The following is a 16,438-nucleotide window of genomic DNA, read 5'->3' on the forward strand; positions in this document are numbered from 1 at the left end:
ATACAAAATGTTCCTGGTACACCGTTTTTAATTTCTGGTACAACAGTTGTTAAACATGAGGTTGTTTTAATAGTCTAAGTATTAGCCATTATTTATTTTTAATTATTAACCATTTTTATTCTATGTTGATTTTGAAGAACCAACGGATCCTTACGTTACTGGTAGCTATGTTTGCCTTTTTCCAGGCCAGCGCGTGTTCACGTGCCACCACCCGTTCGGCAGACAGCAGTAACACCGGTGGTAGTATGACCGAGCAAATCCTCTACTACACCAATAAGTTCCGTCAGTCTAAAGGCCTGAAGCCTTTACAGCTGGATGCCACCATCAGCCAGCAGGCGCTCCGGCATAGCCGCGACATGGCCAACGGCAGCACCGGCTTCGGACACGAAGGATTCGAAGAAAGGGTAGCCAACGTTTCCAAGAAAATGGGTCGCGTATCCAGCGCCGCTGAAAACGTAGCTTATGGCACCCTGGACGCTGAAGCCGTAGTGAATGGCTGGATTAAAAGTCCCGGCCACCGCAAAAACATGCTGGGTGATTATACCCTGATCGGCATCGGTACCGCCGACAAAGGCAGAATCACTTTCTTTACGCAGGTCTTTATAAAACAATAAGCTATCCTGGCGAATGATCAAAGCGGATTTTGTCTTTGTACAGGATTAGACTGATTAAACTGATTTTTTATTTTTTGATTAGGAAATAAGGGAGACGAAAGCCGGTATATATCTGCATTCATCTCCCTTCTTCTTTCATAATCTTTAAAATATAATCAGTGTAATCAGTCTAATCCTGTACAAAGACAAAATCCGCTCTGCTTTCTGCTCCACTTTTACTAATTTGCCCCCATGGAAAAGAAAAAGATCATTGAGGTAAGCAACCTGGTTAAAAAATACGGGGATTTTACCGCGGTAAAAGGAATCAGCTTTGAGGTGTATGAAGGGGAGATCTTCGGCCTGTTAGGCCCTAATGGTGCGGGTAAATCAACGACCCTGGAAATTATTGAAACACTTCGGGATAAGACGGAAGGAAAGGTCATTGTTGGAGGCTACGACCTCGACAAAGATCCAAACGATATAAAAAAGATTATCGGCGTACAGCTGCAAAGCTCTGGTTATTACCCTGGCCTGAACCTGGTAGAACTGATCGAAATGTTCGGCGGCCTCTATAACCAGCCGGTATCACCCATGCAACTCCTGGGTATGTTTAACCTGGAAGACAAGGCCAAAGCAAAGTTCAAAGAGCTTTCCGGCGGTCAGAAGCAACGGTTTTCTATTGCTACCACCCTGATCAACAAACCTCAGATCATTTTCCTGGATGAACCTACCACTGGGCTGGATCCCCAGGCCAGACGTAACCTCTGGGACCTGATTCAACAGGTACGCAGCCAGGGTACTACGGTAGTCATCACCACCCACTATATGGATGAAGCAGAATTCCTCTGTGATCGCTGCGCAATTGTTGACAGCGGACGTATCATTGCCATCAATTCACCTGATGCTTTGATCGACCAACTGGTGTCTTCCGGTTTCGAACGGCAAAAAGAAGTGAAGAAAGCGAACCTGGAAGATGTGTTCATTCACCTGACTGGTAAGGATTTGCGGGAAGAATAAAATCAATACCCGATGGAAGCACTTAAATATCCTATTGGCCGGTTTGTTCCTTTACCGGAGTATACACCGGCTATGCTGAAGGGGTTTATTAATGATATCCGCTATTTGCCCCAGTTGATAGAAATTGCCGTGCAGCAACTGGATGAATACCAGCTGCAAACACCCTACCGGCCGGAAGGCTGGACGGTGGCACAGGTAGTGCATCACCTGGCCGACAGCCACATGAACGGGTATACCCGCATGAAGCTGGCCCTCACAGAAGAACAACCCATCATTAAGCCATACGAAGAAGGCGCCTGGGCAGAACTGCCGGATGTAAAATTTACACCCATCAATATGTCCATTACCCTTTTACATGCACTGCATACCCGCTGGACCAACCTGATGGAACATTTAACGCCTGCGGACTGGGAACGGACATTTATCCACCCGGCCAATGGAACCCAACATAATTTAAAGACCCATGCCGCCAATTACGCCTGGCATGGAAAACACCACCTGGAGCACATACTGCGCCTGAAAGAAAGAATGGACTGGTAAAGCATTGATTTATGAATATGGATTGGAAAATACTATCATCGGAATACCTGTTTAAAGACGCCTGGCTCACTGCCCGTGTTGATAAATGTGAAACGCCTTCCGGTAAGATAATAGCGCCTTATTATGTGTTGGAATACAATAACTGGGTAAATGGTGTGGCATTACGGGAAGATGGGCAGGTAATTATGATCCGTCAATACCGGCATGGCGTGGGCAAAACCTTGCTGGAAATTCCTGGTGGTACCATGGATCCCACCGATCCTTCTCCGCTGTTTGCCATGCAACGGGAGATGCTGGAAGAAACCGGCTACGAATTTAAGGAATGGATATCATTAGGTAGCATTGCTCCCAATCCTGCGTCCAGCAACAATTATACGCATATGTTCCTCGCCACCGGTGGCGTAAAAGTACAGGAACAACAGCTGGATCATAACGAAGAAATTGAAATAGTCACCATGCCGCTGGGGGAACTACAGCAACTGGTATTAGATCACAAGATCGAGCAAAGTCTGCATACCACCTGTATCTTCTACGCGTTGCTGCGTCTCGGTAAAATGGGGATGAAGTAGTTTACATTACTTCTGCTACCACAAAAAAGCTTCCACATACCAGGATCAGATCATCGGGCTGGGCGTGCTGCCTGGCCGCCTGTAAGGCTGCCTGCACGGAAGCATGGGCATGACCATGTAATCCATTGGTAGCAGCCATTTCTGCCAGTGCTACTTCATCCATGGCGCGGGGAATTTGCGCTTTACAAAAATAATAATGTGCAGTAGGAGGAAATAAAGGCAGTACTTTTTCTACTTCCTTATCTTTTACAAACCCTACCACAATATGCAGCTGCTGATAATTGACATGTCCCAGTTGCTCCATGATTTCCCGGATACCCGCTTCATTATGGCCTACATCAAGCACCGTGAGGGGATGTTGCTGGATGACATCCCAGCGCCCTCTTAAACCGGTCAGCTTTTTTACATGCGATAACGCTTCACTGACCTGCTCCCAGGTAATATGCCAGCCATTTTGTTGTAATACCTTGACGGCAGACAATACGCCCATCACATTTTTTTCCTGGTATTGACCATTCAGGTCCAGTTGGAAACGCCGCATTTGTTGTTGGCGTGTATCCATTAACGTTATATTCAGATGGTTGCCTTCAATAGCGCTGGAAGACTCCATCCACTCCTGGTCTGCAAAATGAATAGAGGTGTTAAGTCCGGCAGCAGTACTAATAAAAACATCGGCCACTTCTGATTGCGTTTCACTGATAACCACGGGTACACCTGCTTTGATAATGCCCGCTTTTTCTTTGGCTATCTGGGGGAGAGTATCTCCCAAAAGATTTTTATGATCAAAGCTGATATTCGTGATCAGTGACAGCTCTGGCGTAATGACGTTGGTACTGTCCAAACGGCCGCCCAATCCTACTTCTATGATGGCAATATCCACGGCTTGCTCCTGGAAGTACCGGAAAGCCATTGCTACTGTTAGCTCAAAAAAAGAAGGTTGTATATCGCCAATATGTGATCGCATTTGTTCGGTAAAGCGAATCACAAAATCTTCCGGTACTACCTGCCCGTTGATACGGATACGTTCCCGGAAATCCAGCAGGTGAGGAGAAGTATATAAACCTGTTTTGTAGCCTGCCTGTTGGAAAATGGCAGCCAGCATATGGCTGGAAGAGCCTTTCCCATTGGTGCCGGCAACATGTATAGTTTTAAAACTGCGCTGTGGATGTTCCAGTATCTCCAGCAATGCCAGCGTATTATGTAAATCTGTTTTAAAAGCACTGGCGCCCACCCTGGTAAACATAGGCAGCTGCGCAAAAAGATAGTCCAGCGTTTCTTTGTAAGAGGCCATAATTGTAAATTACAATTACGAATTACGAATTACGAATTACGGATTTCAGAGGACCTACTCGCAAATCCGTAATTCGTAATTCGTAATTCGTAATTTTTTTTAATAATTAACCGGGCAGCCCAGCTGGCCTTTGCCACCTTTGCCTTCGCCCCGTTTGAACATGCTTGAATTTAATCGCAAAGCTACGAAAGCCGCTGCATGATCAATACGTCTTTCAAAAAGGTTGGTAAAAAGAGTAGAAGAACCTATCAGTACAGGGCCTATACGAAATGCGGCACCAATATCAGCCTGACCATTATGGTTGATGGTCATTGGCAGGTAAGCCCCAAAGAGATAGGTTTCGTACCGGGGGGTAATATTGAACTGTGTCAGTGCGTATGTTTTACTAATATCAGTATGGCCTGCCGTTAGTGCTATTACGGCTTGTGCACTTACAAAAAAGCGACCGTCGATATTGTAATCGCCCATCAGGTTCAGGGCGGTGGGTAAAGTCATATTGAAGGTAGAATCTGAGGGCAGCGGGGTGAAATAATTGTTCAGCCTGCGTGCATATTGTTGCAAACTTTCCTTTTTCCGGTATTCAATATCTTTTGGTACTACATGGTCTTTTACCAGGCTGAGATCAGTATTAATGGCTCCCTTGGTGTATTTAATTTTACCAATATCTGTAATGGAAACGCCTATACGAAATTTGTAATCGTCTGCATCCGTGCCGTCATAGGCTCCAAAGCCGCCATTGTCCGGGCGGAATTCGTAAATAACCCCGATATCAGCTCCCAACCCAACATTATTAAAGAGTTTCAGGTTGCTTTGCGCAGGGGATTCCCAATGATCCAGTTCTTTGTTATAACCGTAACGCAAGGTACCGCTGGTGATGGAGGCATCCTGGTTACTGTTGAGGCGAAATGCGGCATCTTTCACGGAAGCATAGCCTGCTGCCACACCACTCAGCAATTTCAGAGTAACACCGGCTTTCCAGCGACCTGTATATGTTTCTTTCAGCACACGGGCGTAGCTCAGTCCCAGCTCATGCCAGATGTGTTCACTAACGCCGGTTTGCGGAATACTTAAGTTCACATGTTCATACCCGGTATTGGGGAAATTGATACCAAAGAAATTGGCAATAGGGGTGGTCACATCACCCGCATTGCCGCTGCTGCGCATGCGCCATACAAATGATACAGACTGTTTTTCATCGATGGCATATAATACAGAGGGCAATACTACTTCAGCCATCGCCCAGCCATTTTGTTTTCTGTTGGCCCCTTCATCCAGGAAATAGTCCCGGTTGCGGCGCAGGGTGTCCGGTATACTGAATAGTATCGACTTGGGTACACTGGCGTATGTGTTGCCGGCATTTACGTCTACACCCACAATATTGACATCCCATTTATAACGATAGCCGGCAGCGCTGGCGGGGTTGGAAAGTACGCCATAAATACCCGCATAATTGCTGTTGTTGTACCCAGGGAAAGATTGTGCCATAGCGGTATAAGTCAGTAGTAGCAGTACTGATGTGCTGAAAAGGATACGGTTAAGTCTTACAATCATTGCTGGCGATAAAAAATAGGTTTCTCGAAATGACACAAAAATCTTGTACTTATTTGCGCTTGAAGTCATAGGTAGAGTTATAGGAAGTCCAGGTCCGGTTTTTATACGGCGATAGCTGTAGGTGGCTACACGATGCTTAAAACACGGCAATCACATTATTCTGCTTTGAAATAGAAACGTACGGTCCCAAACTGTTCTTCGGGAGCATCCGGGTTTGCATTATATTTAAGTTGTCCACTTCTGGCCGCTTTTTTCGCAATTTCTATCAGCTGTGGATTGCTGATAGTAGATCCTTTCATGCTAAAAGTGGCAGATGTCACATTTCCTTGTTGGTCTACTTTAATATTGATCGCTACATAGCCTGTTTCGGTACCATCGTAGGTTACCTGTGGTCTTCCGATCAGGTTTCTGCCGTTGAGGTGGAAGTCGGAACGTCCTCCTCCGAGTCCGCCGCCCGTATATCCGCCGCCGTTAGGGTTGCCACCCAGTTGGCCACGGTCGCCGGGTTTGCCGGTATTTCCTTCTCCTGTAGCGTTGTTGGAACCGTTTGCGTTATTCCCGCTGTTGGCACTGTTGCCGGTGCCGCCGCCAAATACTGCTTTGGGTTTAGGTGCAGGAGGTGCTGGTTTGGGAGGTGCTTCTGTTGGTTTTTTAGCAGGTTTAACCACCGGTTTAGGCTCCAGTTTTTTAGGAAGCTCTTTGGGCTTTTCTACTGGTTTTTCCGGTTTTTTTACTTCCGGTGCCTCTTCTTCGTCCTGTGTGGCAATATCCTGGGGAGGTTCGCTGGCGTCTTTTTCTGCAGTAGCAGGGCTTTCAGCAGGTGCTGGTTCTGGCGCTGCTGCGCTGGGCGGATTGGGATTAAGTGGTTGCTCTGTTCCCATACCCTCATCAGAGGTACCCAGGTTTACTTCCATGCCCAAATCCTGGTCGGGCAGGGGCGGAGGGGCAGAAAAACCGGTAAATATCAGCGCCACTAACAGCAACGCATGAACGCCGATAGTAACACCTAATGCCTGGATATTTTTTTTACCGTTTTTTTCCTCCATGATAACCTTATTGAGCGCCTGTTTAGACCAAAGTTAATGTTTTGATCCAGAAAAAATAATCACTCATCAAAAGATGAATTTCGGATCTTCGCAAAAACTGTGCTGTTAATCCGGTTTCTGGAATTTATTTTTCGCCAATTTTATGAACCTCGCAAAGCAAACTATCCGTCTTTATCAGAATGCCTACACAGGGCTTTCTCCTGCAACCTGGTGGTTATCACTCGTGTTGCTGATCAACAGAAGCGGTACCATGGTGATTCCTTTTATGACCGTGTACCTCACGCAACATCTGCATTTCTCTATTGCCCAGGCAGGACTGGTGATGGCCTGTTTTGGCTGCGGCGCTATTGTGGGCGCATTGCTGGGCGGATGGCTCTCCGATAAAATTGGTTTTTACCAGGTCCAGTTCTGGAGCCTCTTCTCTAACGGATTATTGTTCCTTTTATTGGGTCAGATGCGCACGTTTGAGCAAATATGTATCTGTGTATTTGTGATGAGCTCTGTGGGAGACGCATTCCGGCCAGCCAACAGTATTGCGGTGGCAGCCTATAGCGCCCCGGAAAACCGTACCCGTTCCTATGCCCTGAACCGCCTGGCCGTGAACCTGGGTTGGTCGGTAGGTCCTGCCATAGGCGGTATCCTGGCCAGCTTCAGTTACCAGTTGCTTTTTTGGGTAGATGGATTTACCTGTATGACTGCCGCCATATTAATGCGTATTTTCCTGCCACCGGTGCCGGCACCCGCTAAAACGGAGAAAGCGCGCGTGATAAAGGAAGATAAAGTCTGGAAAGACGCCATTTACCTATGGTTCCTGTTGTTTGCTACGATAAATGCTATTTGCCTGTTCCAGTTCAGCAGTATTGTTCCCTTGTATTTTAAAGACGTGATGCACATGGAAGAATGGCAGATTGGCCTGAACATGTCTATCAACGGGATCCTCATTGCCCTGGTGGAAATGATCATGGTATACCGGTTGGAAGGCACCAGGCCTAACCTCCTGTTTGTAGCCAGAGGGGCTATGATGGTATGTATCTCCTACCTGCTGCTGAGTGTGTTGCCGCCGTTCTGGGCCGTAGCAGGCTTGTTCATGCTGGTGATCACTTTTGGGGAAATGTTCTGCCTTCCTTTCATGAATAGCTTCTGGATTGCCCGGAGTAAAGACCATAACCGCGGGCAATATGCAGCCCTGTATACGATTTCCTATTCGCTGGCCAATATTGTGTCGCCCACTACCGGCGCTTTTGTGGTGCAACATCTGGGATTTAAGCCCTGGTGGGCGCTTACGGCCCTGGGTTGTGTGCTGTCTGGCGCAGGCTTCTGGTGGTTGCAAAAGAAATTAGCTGCCCGTAAAGAAACGGTGCGGGCGTCCAGCCTGGCATAGCGCGTGATTAATGGGAGGGGGACATGGTTGAAATTGTTAAAGACTTTACAATTATTGTCCTCAAAAGGCTAATTTTGCGTAAAAAGTAGTAAAATTGGTTAATGAAAGTGATTCAATTTACTGTTCCCGTGGCCGAGCAAGGAGCGGTTGTGATACAGGAAGATATTCTCCCCTATTTCTATAATTACCTGCATCGTCATAAAGAGGCACAGGTGACACTCATCATTAAGGGAGAAGGCACCCTGATTGCCGGCAATTACACCCAGCCATTTAAGGCCGGGGAGATTTATGTGATTGGCGCTAACCAACCACATATGTTTAAAGGGGATGCCCGGTATTTTGAAAATTTACAGGAGAAGAATATTCACGCCATTCACATTTTCTTCGATCATGAACAGGCGTTGCAGGGATTATTTTCCTTAAAGGAAATGGAAACCGTGCGCAAATTTCTGCCACTCACCGCAAACAGCCTGCAACTACCTGCCGAACACGCCGACAAAATAGCCACAGATATACTGAAAATATCCCGCCTCAGCGGACCAGAACGACTACTGGCATTTGTAGGTATGTTGGTTTATTTTTCTAAACAAGTAAAGGATTGGAAGTCTTTATCCACCGGATTCTCCAGGCATTCCTACAGTGAGTCAGAAGGATTGCGCATGAATGATATTTACCAATATACACTGGAACACTACGCAGAAAATATTTCACTCGGACAAATTGCAGGCGTGGCCCATCTGACTACTTACGCATTTTGCAAATACTTCAAAAAACACACGCGCAAAACTTACCTTGAATTCCTCAATGAAATCAGGATTAATGTAGCCTGCAAAAAAATTATCAATGGCGACTTCGACAGCATCGCTGCAGTAGCTTATGCAACGGGCTATAACAATCCTATCACCTTCAACCGCGTATTCCGCAAAGTAACAGGGATGTCTCCTTCGGCGTATGCGAGGCAGTATCGGTTCGAGGAAGCAGAAAGCTGAAAGCAGAAAGCAAAAAGCTATAAAAGCGAATGACCAGAGCGTATGAGTAAATTAAATACTCGCTCTGGTCATTCGCTTTTATAGCTTTTTGCTTTCTGCTTTCAGCTTTCTGCTTAATTAATGCGCGAAATCCTCCATATAATCGCCGGTAATACGTTCCATAGGCGGATTGAAGTACCCGAATTTAAGATCGGGGAACTCTTCATGAATCAGTTCCTGTAATTGTTTCACGCCCAGGCATTCTCCGGTTTCGGTAACACCCAGTTTGCCCAGGTACCAGTCCGGATCAATGTTGAAGTTACGCCACTGAATCATATTCAAACCAGTTTCCCGGATCAGCTTACGCAAGGCTTCATACTCATCCGCACTATCGGTCATACCCGGAAATACGAAGTAGTTGATGGAAGTCCAGCCACCAAATTCACGTACTACTTTCAGGCTTTCGATGATGTCTTCAAAAGCGTAGTTGTTAGGACGATAGTAAGGCGTATAATATTTTTCCTGGGCTGAGTTCAGGCTCACACGAATACTGTTCAAACCTGCTTCACACAAGGCTCTTACAGCATCGGGCTTGCTACCGTTGGTATTGATATTAATGCTGCCTTTAGGCGTATGTTTACGTATTTCGATAATAGACTCGCGGATGGTTTCCCACATCAGTAAAGGCTCTCCTTCACAACCCTGGCCAAAGCTCACGATAGGGAAGGGGGCGGTTTCCAGGTGCGGTACGGTATATTCTACGATTTCTGCTGCCGTTGGTTTAAAACGTAAGCGGTCTTGTGTAGAAACAATGCTTTCTTCTTCCGGCTGGAATGAAATGCAACCTACGCAGTTGGCATTACATGCAGGTGAGGAAGGAATAGGGCATTCCCATCTCCCCATAAAATAATTACGCGCAGCAGGACATTCATAAGTCAGGGCGCAATTCTCCGCGAGGTGTTGTACCAGCCTGTTATGCGGATAGGCTTCCACGAGGGTTTTTACCCCTTGTTTTACTTTTTTATCGTCGAATCCGGCGCATTCCTGGCGGATATCGGCTTCAATACGGGTGGCAGGTACATAAAACTTACCATCCAGCCAACCTACTGCAGTATAGCAAAACAGCGGGAGCGTAGGCGCATCCGGCATGGTTTCGTAAGCTGCCAGGTAAAAACCGGTATGTGCCGGCGGAATGAAGGCTGCTACTGCCCATCCTTTATCACAAAGCTGCATATCGCCAGTGGCAGCATTGATACCAATACCACGGCGTCCTGGCAACTCATACAAATTGCCTCCTTCCGGTAATTCGATCCACTCATCTGCTTCCACCGGCCATGCATCCCAGCCACTGCGGCCAGTTACATACATGCTGGTATCTTCAAAAATATTCCCTTCACCGTCAGAATATAATATGTAAGGTGTTTGTTTTAACATTTTGTGATTTTATGATCTGCAGGTAGAAACCGTTACTGAACCCTGGTCTGAAAGAAGGTATTTAACACCGTTCTTTGCTCCTGGCCTGGTTCATCCAATATTTCCAGCTGCAGAATCTTGTTATTTTTAAAGTCTATTGTCAGTAGGTCGTTCCGCAAAATTACGTTATTCAGCTCGTTCCAGCCAACCAGCTTTTTAGAGAAGGTGGTGGGCAGGGTGATACCGGTAGTATCCATTTTTACATAGGAGGGCTGGAAAATTTTATATTCCATCCAACCTACATAAGCGATCCCGATGCCTGTCAGGAGCAACAGCAAGGCTGTTACCGGCTGCAGGTGCGACAAAAAATACAAACTGCCTGTAAAACAGATCAGCGCTTCTATCATCCGTGCTACGGTATTGGCTTCTGAAAATTGCTTAAACCGTTTCATGGTAAATGGAAATGCTATTGCCAGCAGCCCTACTACCAGGAAAAAAACGACCAGGAACCAGTTAGGCTGCGGACTGCGGTATACGCCAATCGCATTAATCAGAAACAGGATACCTACCAAACCATGCATCACCGGTAATAACCGGATTCTGCTGCTGGTATTGGGATGAAGGATGCGCAAACTATGCATGTACAGGAATGTAAGATTAGGAATTAGAACTGATCAACAGGTTACACAACTTGAACAATACACGGGCGCCTACGTTAGCATCCCATTCATCGTGGGAAGCGCTCACTTCGTTCAGGTCAAACCCAATCAGCTTGCGGCCACTGGCCAGTACACGCTTAAAGAGGTAGTATATCTGCTCTACTTCAAAACCACCCGCTACCGGCGTACCCGTATGCGGACACAGTTTTGGATCCAGCCCGTCAATATCAAAGCTGATATACACCTGCTGAGGTAAAGTAGCTACAATACTATCGCAGATCGACTGCCAGGTTTCCCCTTCAAATTGTCTTTCTTTGATTTGTTTATCGAAGAAGGTCACTACCCGGCCTTCGCTATTATTAATATAACCTACTTCTTCTTCGCAATAGTCGCGGATCCCCACTTGCACCAGCTTCGACAGTTGTGGTACTTCTGCCAGGGCATTGTACATGATGGAGGCATGGGAGTAGGTAAATCCTTCGTATGCATCACGCAAATCGCAGTGTGCATCGATCTGGAGAATACCGAAATCGCCGGCATGTTCACCCATAGCTTTGAAGAAGCCCAGAGGCGTGCTGTGATCACCGCCTACCAGTCCTACCAGCTTGCCTTTTTCCAGCAATGCTTTGGTTTGGGTATACACCCATTCGTTCATTGCCCGGGTACCGTTGCCTACGTCTACCAGTGTTTTTTTCAGGAACTCATTTTCAGAAATATCTCCCCCTTCAGTCAGGAATTTCAGGTACAGCTCCGCTTCTTTGCGCAGGTAATCGCTGCGCAGTAACAGGTGCTTATCTGGTTCACGCATGTAGAAACCCTGTTTCCAGCCATCTTTCACATCAGCGTCATAAAGATCGATCTGGAAGGAGGCCCTGAATATACGCTCCGGTCCACGGGCAGTACCATTATTATACGAAACGGTTACTTCCCAGGGAACAGGTAATAATACCAGCCGGGCTTCTTCCTCAGAAAAAGGTAAGCCAAAAACGTTGTTGGATAAAAGACCAACTGAGTTAGGGTCAAATTGTGATAAATCTGCCATGATAAAATCGTACTTTTCTAAATTCCGCGCAAAGATAGGATTATGTTTACTTACAGCCGTCCTTCTGATAAAAAGAATTGCCTTTTATATAAAATTTGTCCGAAGAAGGTCATTTTGACTTAATTTTGCCGATTAATCGGAAACAAATAAAAGAAAGGAAAAGGCAAGAGAAGTTAGGTGCGCGCTGGTAAAGGGTTTTGCTGTTTGAATCAAATCAATAGGGAAGATAATTTTCATATGAAAAAAACAAATATTATTCTGCTGGTGGTAATTGCGGTGGCAATTGGAGTGATTGTAACAATGGTGGGGGATTTTAGTACCTATGAAACTTTCGCAACAGCCCGTGAGAAGGAAGGAAAGGAATTTCATGTCATCGGGAAGCTCGATACCTTAAAAGCCATGAACTACGATCCCATCAAAGATGCTAACTTATTTAGCTTCTATGTACACGATAAAACCGGGGAATCTCATAAAGTCGTATTCTACGGCGCCAAACCAACCGACTTCGAGAAAGCTGAATCCATTGTACTCACCGGTAAAATGGAAGGAGGAGAGTTTCATTGCAGCAAAATTCTGATGAAATGCCCTTCTAAATATAAAGACGACCAGGTGGTTGTCGGCAACAAACAACTTTAAAGTAATCATTTGAACATTTTGAGGTTTGTCCGGCATATACCGGTATAAACAGGTATTTCAAAATGGGCAATGCCGGAATATTCACATCTCTAGAGGAATTTTATGAAGTTTGTAGGGGAACATTTACTGCCGGGCCAACTAGGCCACTTCTTTGCCATACTGGCATTTGTAGCATCTATAGTAGCCACGGTGGCTTATTATAATGCCGTTAAACTTAAAGAGCCAGCTTTACAGGATTCCTGGAAACGATTGGCACGCTGGTCTTTCGTGATCCAGTCTGCTGCTGTGATCGGTGTCTTCTCCTGCCTGTACTATATTCTGTATAATCACTTTTTTGAATATAAATACGCATGGCGTAATACTTCCCGCGACCTGCCTATTCAATATCTTTTGTCCAGTCTCTGGTCCGACCAGGAAGGTAGCTTCCTGCTCTGGAGTATCTGGAACAGTATATTGGGGATTGTCCTGATCCGTACTTCCAAAAAATGGGAAGCACCGGTAATGACTATTTTCTCCCTTGCACAGCTGATTATGGCCAGCATGCTGCTCGGTATATTTATATTGGGCTACAAAGTAGGTAGCAATCCTTTTATGTTACTGCGCCAGGCGCCTGAAAACCAACTGGCGCCTATTTTCCAGACGGCAGATTACATGCAGCATATCCATGATGGTAATGGTTTGAACGTTACCCTCCAGAACTACTGGATGGTCATTCACCCACCCATCCTGTTCCTGGGCTTCGCTTCCATGATCATTCCTTTTGCCTTCGCTTTTGCCGGCATCTGGACCCGCGATTATACCGGTTGGGTAAAACCTGTACAGCCATGGGGCCTGTTTGCCATTGCATTGCTGGGTACCGGTATTATGATGGGTGCTGCCTGGGCCTACGAGTCCCTCAACTTCGGTGGTTACTGGGCCTGGGATCCTGTAGAAAATGCGTCTCTGGTGCCATGGCTGACCATGGTGGCCGGTGTACACACGCTGCTGGCTTATAAAGCCACCGGACACTCCCTGAAGTCTACCATCTTCTTCTTCTTTATTTCCTACGTCATGATCCTCTATTCTTCCTTCCTCACCAAGAGTGGTGTGTTGGGAGATACCTCCGTACACTCATTTACGGATATGGGGATGACCGCACAGTTGCTGTTTGCCATGCTGGTATTCACTATACCATCTATTGCACTGCTGATTGCACGCAGAAAGGAAATTCCATCTGTGAAGAAAGAAGAAAACAGCTACTCCCGTGAGTTCTGGCTGTTTGTAGGTTCCCTGATCATGCTGATTGCCGCTATCCAGGTAACCTTCACCACCTCTATCCCGGTGTGGAACAAGTTGATGAGCTTCACCGGCATCAAAGGGGCGTTCAATATGAATGATATTGCACCGCCATCAGACGTAATTTTCCACTATAACAAAATTCAGATCTGGATTGCAATTGTACTGGGTGTATTAACCGCCATCGTACAATTCATGAGATATAAGGATACTCCACGTGGAGAGATTACCAAAAAACTGGCCATACCTACACTGGTGGCATTACTGTTAACCGGCCTGATTGCCTGGAAAGGTACCATCACCTTTGATAAATATGGCGCCGGATTCCTGACAGCTATTTATATGATGCTGTTTGCCAGCATTTATGCTATCGTAGGTAACCTCACCTATATTTTCACCGGCCTGAAAGGCAAGTTGAAAAATGCAGGTGCTTCTGTAGCACATATTGGTTTCGGTATGGTATTGCTGGGTATACTTATTTCTTCCGCCAAAATGGAAGTGATTTCGCATGACCGGATGAAGATGCTGAATGATGGCTTCTTCAGAAAAGAAAGCAAACAGAATCCGCGTGAAAACATCATGCTACCGAAAGATGTACCGGTGCAAATGGGCGACTACCATGTTACCTATGCCGGCGACTCAATCGCACAAGGTGATGCGAAAACGTATTACAAAGTAAATTATGAGAAAAAGGATAAGCAAACTGGTAATGTAGTAGAGCGCTTTACGCTTTACCCGGATGCGTTTGTGAATAAGAAAGAGAATTCTATCTCTTCCAATCCTGCTTCCAGGCACTACCTGACCAAGGATATTTATACCTACGTATCTGCTGCACCCAACAAGGAAGAAGAAGCAAAAGCTGACACTACACCGTATGTGACGCACCTGATGAAACAAGGCGACTCTGTGTTCTTCTCCAAAGGATTTATTGTACTGAAAGGGTTGAACACCAAACCGGAAAGCCGCAACTATATCGCACAGAGCGGCGACCTGGCCGTAGGTGCAGAGCTGGAGGTATATACCCAAACGGATGATCACTTTAAATTACAGCCGATCTACTTTATTCGCGACAGCAGCTATCAATACAGTGTGGAAGATACACTGGCGCCGCTGGGACTGAATGTAAGGTTCTCCAAGATTATGCCTGCAGAAAATAAGATCGAACTGAAGGTTAAAGAAGCCAATGGTTTCAGCGATTATATTGTGATGAAAGCCTTGATATTCCCGTATATCAACGTTTTATGGCTGGGTATTATCGTTACGATTATAGGTACCTTTATGAGTATTTATCAGAAAGTAAGAAGAAGATAGGTACTGTTTATATTTTATAAAAAGAAATCCTCCAATGGCGACGCTGTTGGAGGATTTTTTTTGTATTAAATGTAGTCGGGGTGCGTGGCATATCAGAATTCTTATCTACATTTAGTTATTAAATGTTCTTATGATGCGTAGGTGGTTGCGTATAGCCCTCATCGTTATAGCCACGCTTTCAGTGGTATACTTGCTCGGACCCAAACCGGCCGATCCGGTATATAATCATCAGCTGCCATCCGTACCAGCAGCCGGCCCGGCGCTGGAAGCCTATATCCATAATAAGGAAGCCCAACACCGCTTGAAACCGGATAACGAGGCCCGCATTGTCTGGCATGATTCCCTGCATCATAAAACACCTTATGCGGTGGTATACCTGCATGGCTTTTCCGCCAGCCAGGAAGAGGGGAATCCTGTACACCGCAATTTTGCCAAACGTTTCGGCTGTAATTTGTATTTATCAAGGCTGGACGGACATGGAATAGATACTTCCGATCCTTTGTTACACATGACTGCCGAAGGATTATGGAAAGATGCAGAAGAAGCATTGAGTATAGGCAAAGCACTGGGCGACACAGTGATCCTGATGGGGACCTCCACCGGCGGAACACTGGCGCTGCAACTGGCTGCTGCTTATCCTGATGATGTATATGCGCTTATTAATATGTCGCCCAACATTGCTATCAACGATAAACTGGCATTTCTGGCCAATCATCCCTGGGGACTGCAGTTGGCCCGCTGGGTGAGCAAAGGAGATTTTCGCCGCGGCACGGACACGGATGTCGTACGGGCCAGGTACTGGTATAACAGTTATCGCCTGGAAGGTGTAGTGCAACTGCAAAACCTGCTGGCATCCACGATGACACCCGCCACCTTTGAAAAAATACATCAGCCGGTATTGAATCTCTATTATTATAAAGATGAAACCCACCAGGACCCTACCGTAAAAGTATCCGCTATCCTCGAGATGGAGCAGGAGCTGGGGACGCCAGCCACGATGAAAGCATCCGTTCCTATTCCCGGCGCCGGTGCACATGTAATGGGCTCTGCACTCACTGGACAAGATCTGCCAGCAGTGGAGAAAGCCATCAGTGACTTCGCCATCAATAAGTTAAGAATGACGCCGGTTCCGTAACACTATTTAGT

At 46.2% G+C, this 16,438-nt stretch carries 15 protein-coding genes; 9 read left to right on the forward strand and 6 right to left on the reverse strand.

Going from position 1 to position 16,438, the window contains the following annotated elements; all coding sequences use genetic code 11:
* Window positions 1–122 precede the first annotated feature (122 nt).
* From AC5ZC7_RS07600 to AC5ZC7_RS07615, 4 genes are all read left to right on the forward strand, one after another.
* Window positions 123–614 (forward strand): CAP domain-containing protein, encoded by a 492-nt coding sequence (locus tag AC5ZC7_RS07600; protein ID WP_496160188.1) that lies wholly within the window; start codon window positions 123–125, stop codon window positions 612–614.
* Between the two features lie 231 nt (window positions 615–845).
* On the forward strand, window positions 846–1,610 hold the full coding sequence (locus tag AC5ZC7_RS07605) for an ATP-binding cassette domain-containing protein (RefSeq protein WP_496160187.1): 765 nt from the start codon (window positions 846–848) through the stop codon (window positions 1,608–1,610).
* A 12-nt stretch (window positions 1,611–1,622) separates the two neighbouring features.
* Entirely contained in the window at window positions 1,623–2,150 is a 528-nt protein-coding gene (locus AC5ZC7_RS07610; protein WP_496160186.1) for a YfiT family bacillithiol transferase, read from the forward strand.
* A gap of 11 nt (window positions 2,151–2,161) precedes the next feature.
* On the forward strand, window positions 2,162–2,719 hold the full coding sequence (locus AC5ZC7_RS07615; protein ID WP_496160185.1) for an NUDIX domain-containing protein: 558 nt from the start codon (window positions 2,162–2,164) through the stop codon (window positions 2,717–2,719).
* Window position 2,720: 1 nt separating this feature from the next.
* Here the strand turns inward: AC5ZC7_RS07615 and AC5ZC7_RS07620 are convergent, their stop codons facing one another.
* The 3 genes from AC5ZC7_RS07620 to AC5ZC7_RS07630 form a co-directional block, all read right to left on the reverse strand.
* Window positions 2,721–4,010: a glutamate ligase domain-containing protein gene (locus AC5ZC7_RS07620; protein WP_496160184.1), complete on the reverse strand. Its 1,290-nt coding sequence runs from the start codon at window positions 4,008–4,010 to the stop codon at window positions 2,721–2,723.
* A gap of 99 nt (window positions 4,011–4,109) precedes the next feature.
* A complete protein-coding gene (locus AC5ZC7_RS07625; RefSeq protein ID WP_496160183.1) occupies window positions 4,110–5,561 on the reverse strand; it encodes a DUF5723 family protein in 1,452 nt (483 codons plus the stop codon).
* A gap of 155 nt (window positions 5,562–5,716) precedes the next feature.
* Window positions 5,717–6,607 carry a hypothetical protein gene (locus AC5ZC7_RS07630; RefSeq protein ID WP_496160182.1) on the reverse strand — a complete coding sequence of 297 codons (891 nt, stop codon included), beginning with the start codon at window positions 6,605–6,607 and terminating at the stop codon, window positions 5,717–5,719.
* 142 nt (window positions 6,608–6,749) lie between these two features.
* Here AC5ZC7_RS07630 and AC5ZC7_RS07635 point away from each other — a divergent pair, with 142 nt between their 5' ends.
* Together AC5ZC7_RS07635 and AC5ZC7_RS07640 are read left to right on the forward strand one after the other, a co-directional pair.
* Window positions 6,750–7,988: an MFS transporter gene (locus tag AC5ZC7_RS07635; protein ID WP_496160181.1), complete on the forward strand. Its 1,239-nt coding sequence runs from the start codon at window positions 6,750–6,752 to the stop codon at window positions 7,986–7,988.
* A 101-nt stretch (window positions 7,989–8,089) separates the two neighbouring features.
* Window positions 8,090–8,977: a helix-turn-helix domain-containing protein gene (locus AC5ZC7_RS07640; RefSeq protein WP_496160180.1), complete on the forward strand. Its 888-nt coding sequence runs from the start codon at window positions 8,090–8,092 to the stop codon at window positions 8,975–8,977.
* Window positions 8,978–9,094: 117 nt separating this feature from the next.
* Here the strand turns inward: AC5ZC7_RS07640 and AC5ZC7_RS07645 are convergent, their stop codons facing one another.
* From AC5ZC7_RS07645 to AC5ZC7_RS07655, 3 genes are read right to left on the reverse strand one after another with little or no spacing between them, the layout of a single operon-like run.
* Entirely contained in the window at window positions 9,095–10,390 is a 1,296-nt protein-coding gene (locus tag AC5ZC7_RS07645; RefSeq protein ID WP_496160179.1) for a radical SAM protein, read from the reverse strand.
* Window positions 10,391–10,422: 32 nt separating this feature from the next.
* Window positions 10,423–11,010 (reverse strand): hypothetical protein, encoded by a 588-nt coding sequence (locus tag AC5ZC7_RS07650; RefSeq protein ID WP_496160178.1) that lies wholly within the window; start codon window positions 11,008–11,010, stop codon window positions 10,423–10,425.
* A 16-nt stretch (window positions 11,011–11,026) separates the two neighbouring features.
* A complete protein-coding gene (locus AC5ZC7_RS07655) occupies window positions 11,027–12,070 on the reverse strand; it encodes an arginase family protein (protein ID WP_496160177.1) in 1,044 nt (347 codons plus the stop codon).
* Window positions 12,071–12,307: 237 nt separating this feature from the next.
* Here AC5ZC7_RS07655 and AC5ZC7_RS07660 point away from each other — a divergent pair, with 237 nt between their 5' ends.
* The 3 genes from AC5ZC7_RS07660 (at window position 12,308) to AC5ZC7_RS07670 (ending at window position 16,427) form a co-directional block, all read left to right on the forward strand.
* A complete protein-coding gene (locus tag AC5ZC7_RS07660) occupies window positions 12,308–12,706 on the forward strand; it encodes a cytochrome c maturation protein CcmE domain-containing protein (RefSeq protein WP_291921763.1) in 399 nt (132 codons plus the stop codon).
* Window positions 12,707–12,808: 102 nt separating this feature from the next.
* Window positions 12,809–15,292, forward strand: a complete 2,484-nt coding sequence (gene ccsA / locus AC5ZC7_RS07665) for a cytochrome c biogenesis protein CcsA (protein WP_496160176.1) — start codon at window positions 12,809–12,811, stop codon at window positions 15,290–15,292.
* A gap of 130 nt (window positions 15,293–15,422) precedes the next feature.
* Window positions 15,423–16,427 (forward strand): alpha/beta fold hydrolase, encoded by a 1,005-nt coding sequence (locus tag AC5ZC7_RS07670; protein ID WP_496160175.1) that lies wholly within the window; start codon window positions 15,423–15,425, stop codon window positions 16,425–16,427.
* Window positions 16,428–16,438: the final 11 nt, after the last annotated feature.

The organism is Chitinophaga sp. 9-1-y (assembly GCF_059511905.2).

What these genes read in the sequence shown, in the direction of transcription:
- AC5ZC7_RS07600 (WP_496160188.1), top strand. Translation starts at nt 123, where the DNA reads ATGTTGATTTTGAAGAACCAACGGATCCTTACGTTACTGGTAGCTATG.
- AC5ZC7_RS07605 (WP_496160187.1), top strand. Translation starts at nt 846, where the DNA reads ATGGAAAAGAAAAAGATCATTGAGGTAAGCAACCTGGTTAAAAAATAC.
- AC5ZC7_RS07610 (WP_496160186.1), top strand. Translation starts at nt 1,623, where the DNA reads ATGGAAGCACTTAAATATCCTATTGGCCGGTTTGTTCCTTTACCGGAG.
- AC5ZC7_RS07615 (WP_496160185.1), top strand. Translation starts at nt 2,162, where the DNA reads ATGAATATGGATTGGAAAATACTATCATCGGAATACCTGTTTAAAGAC.
- AC5ZC7_RS07620 (WP_496160184.1), bottom strand. Translation starts at nt 4,010, where the DNA reads ATGGCCTCTTACAAAGAAACGCTGGACTATCTTTTTGCGCAGCTGCCT.
- AC5ZC7_RS07625 (WP_496160183.1), bottom strand. Translation starts at nt 5,561, where the DNA reads ATGATTGTAAGACTTAACCGTATCCTTTTCAGCACATCAGTACTGCTA.
- AC5ZC7_RS07630 (WP_496160182.1), bottom strand. Translation starts at nt 6,607, where the DNA reads ATGGAGGAAAAAAACGGTAAAAAAAATATCCAGGCATTAGGTGTTACT.
- AC5ZC7_RS07635 (WP_496160181.1), top strand. Translation starts at nt 6,750, where the DNA reads ATGAACCTCGCAAAGCAAACTATCCGTCTTTATCAGAATGCCTACACA.
- AC5ZC7_RS07640 (WP_496160180.1), top strand. Translation starts at nt 8,090, where the DNA reads ATGAAAGTGATTCAATTTACTGTTCCCGTGGCCGAGCAAGGAGCGGTT.
- AC5ZC7_RS07645 (WP_496160179.1), bottom strand. Translation starts at nt 10,390, where the DNA reads ATGTTAAAACAAACACCTTACATATTATATTCTGACGGTGAAGGGAAT.
- AC5ZC7_RS07650 (WP_496160178.1), bottom strand. Translation starts at nt 11,010, where the DNA reads ATGCATAGTTTGCGCATCCTTCATCCCAATACCAGCAGCAGAATCCGG.
- AC5ZC7_RS07655 (WP_496160177.1), bottom strand. Translation starts at nt 12,070, where the DNA reads ATGGCAGATTTATCACAATTTGACCCTAACTCAGTTGGTCTTTTATCC.
- AC5ZC7_RS07660 (WP_291921763.1), top strand. Translation starts at nt 12,308, where the DNA reads ATGAAAAAAACAAATATTATTCTGCTGGTGGTAATTGCGGTGGCAATT.
- ccsA (WP_496160176.1), top strand. Translation starts at nt 12,809, where the DNA reads ATGAAGTTTGTAGGGGAACATTTACTGCCGGGCCAACTAGGCCACTTC.
- AC5ZC7_RS07670 (WP_496160175.1), top strand. Translation starts at nt 15,423, where the DNA reads ATGATGCGTAGGTGGTTGCGTATAGCCCTCATCGTTATAGCCACGCTT.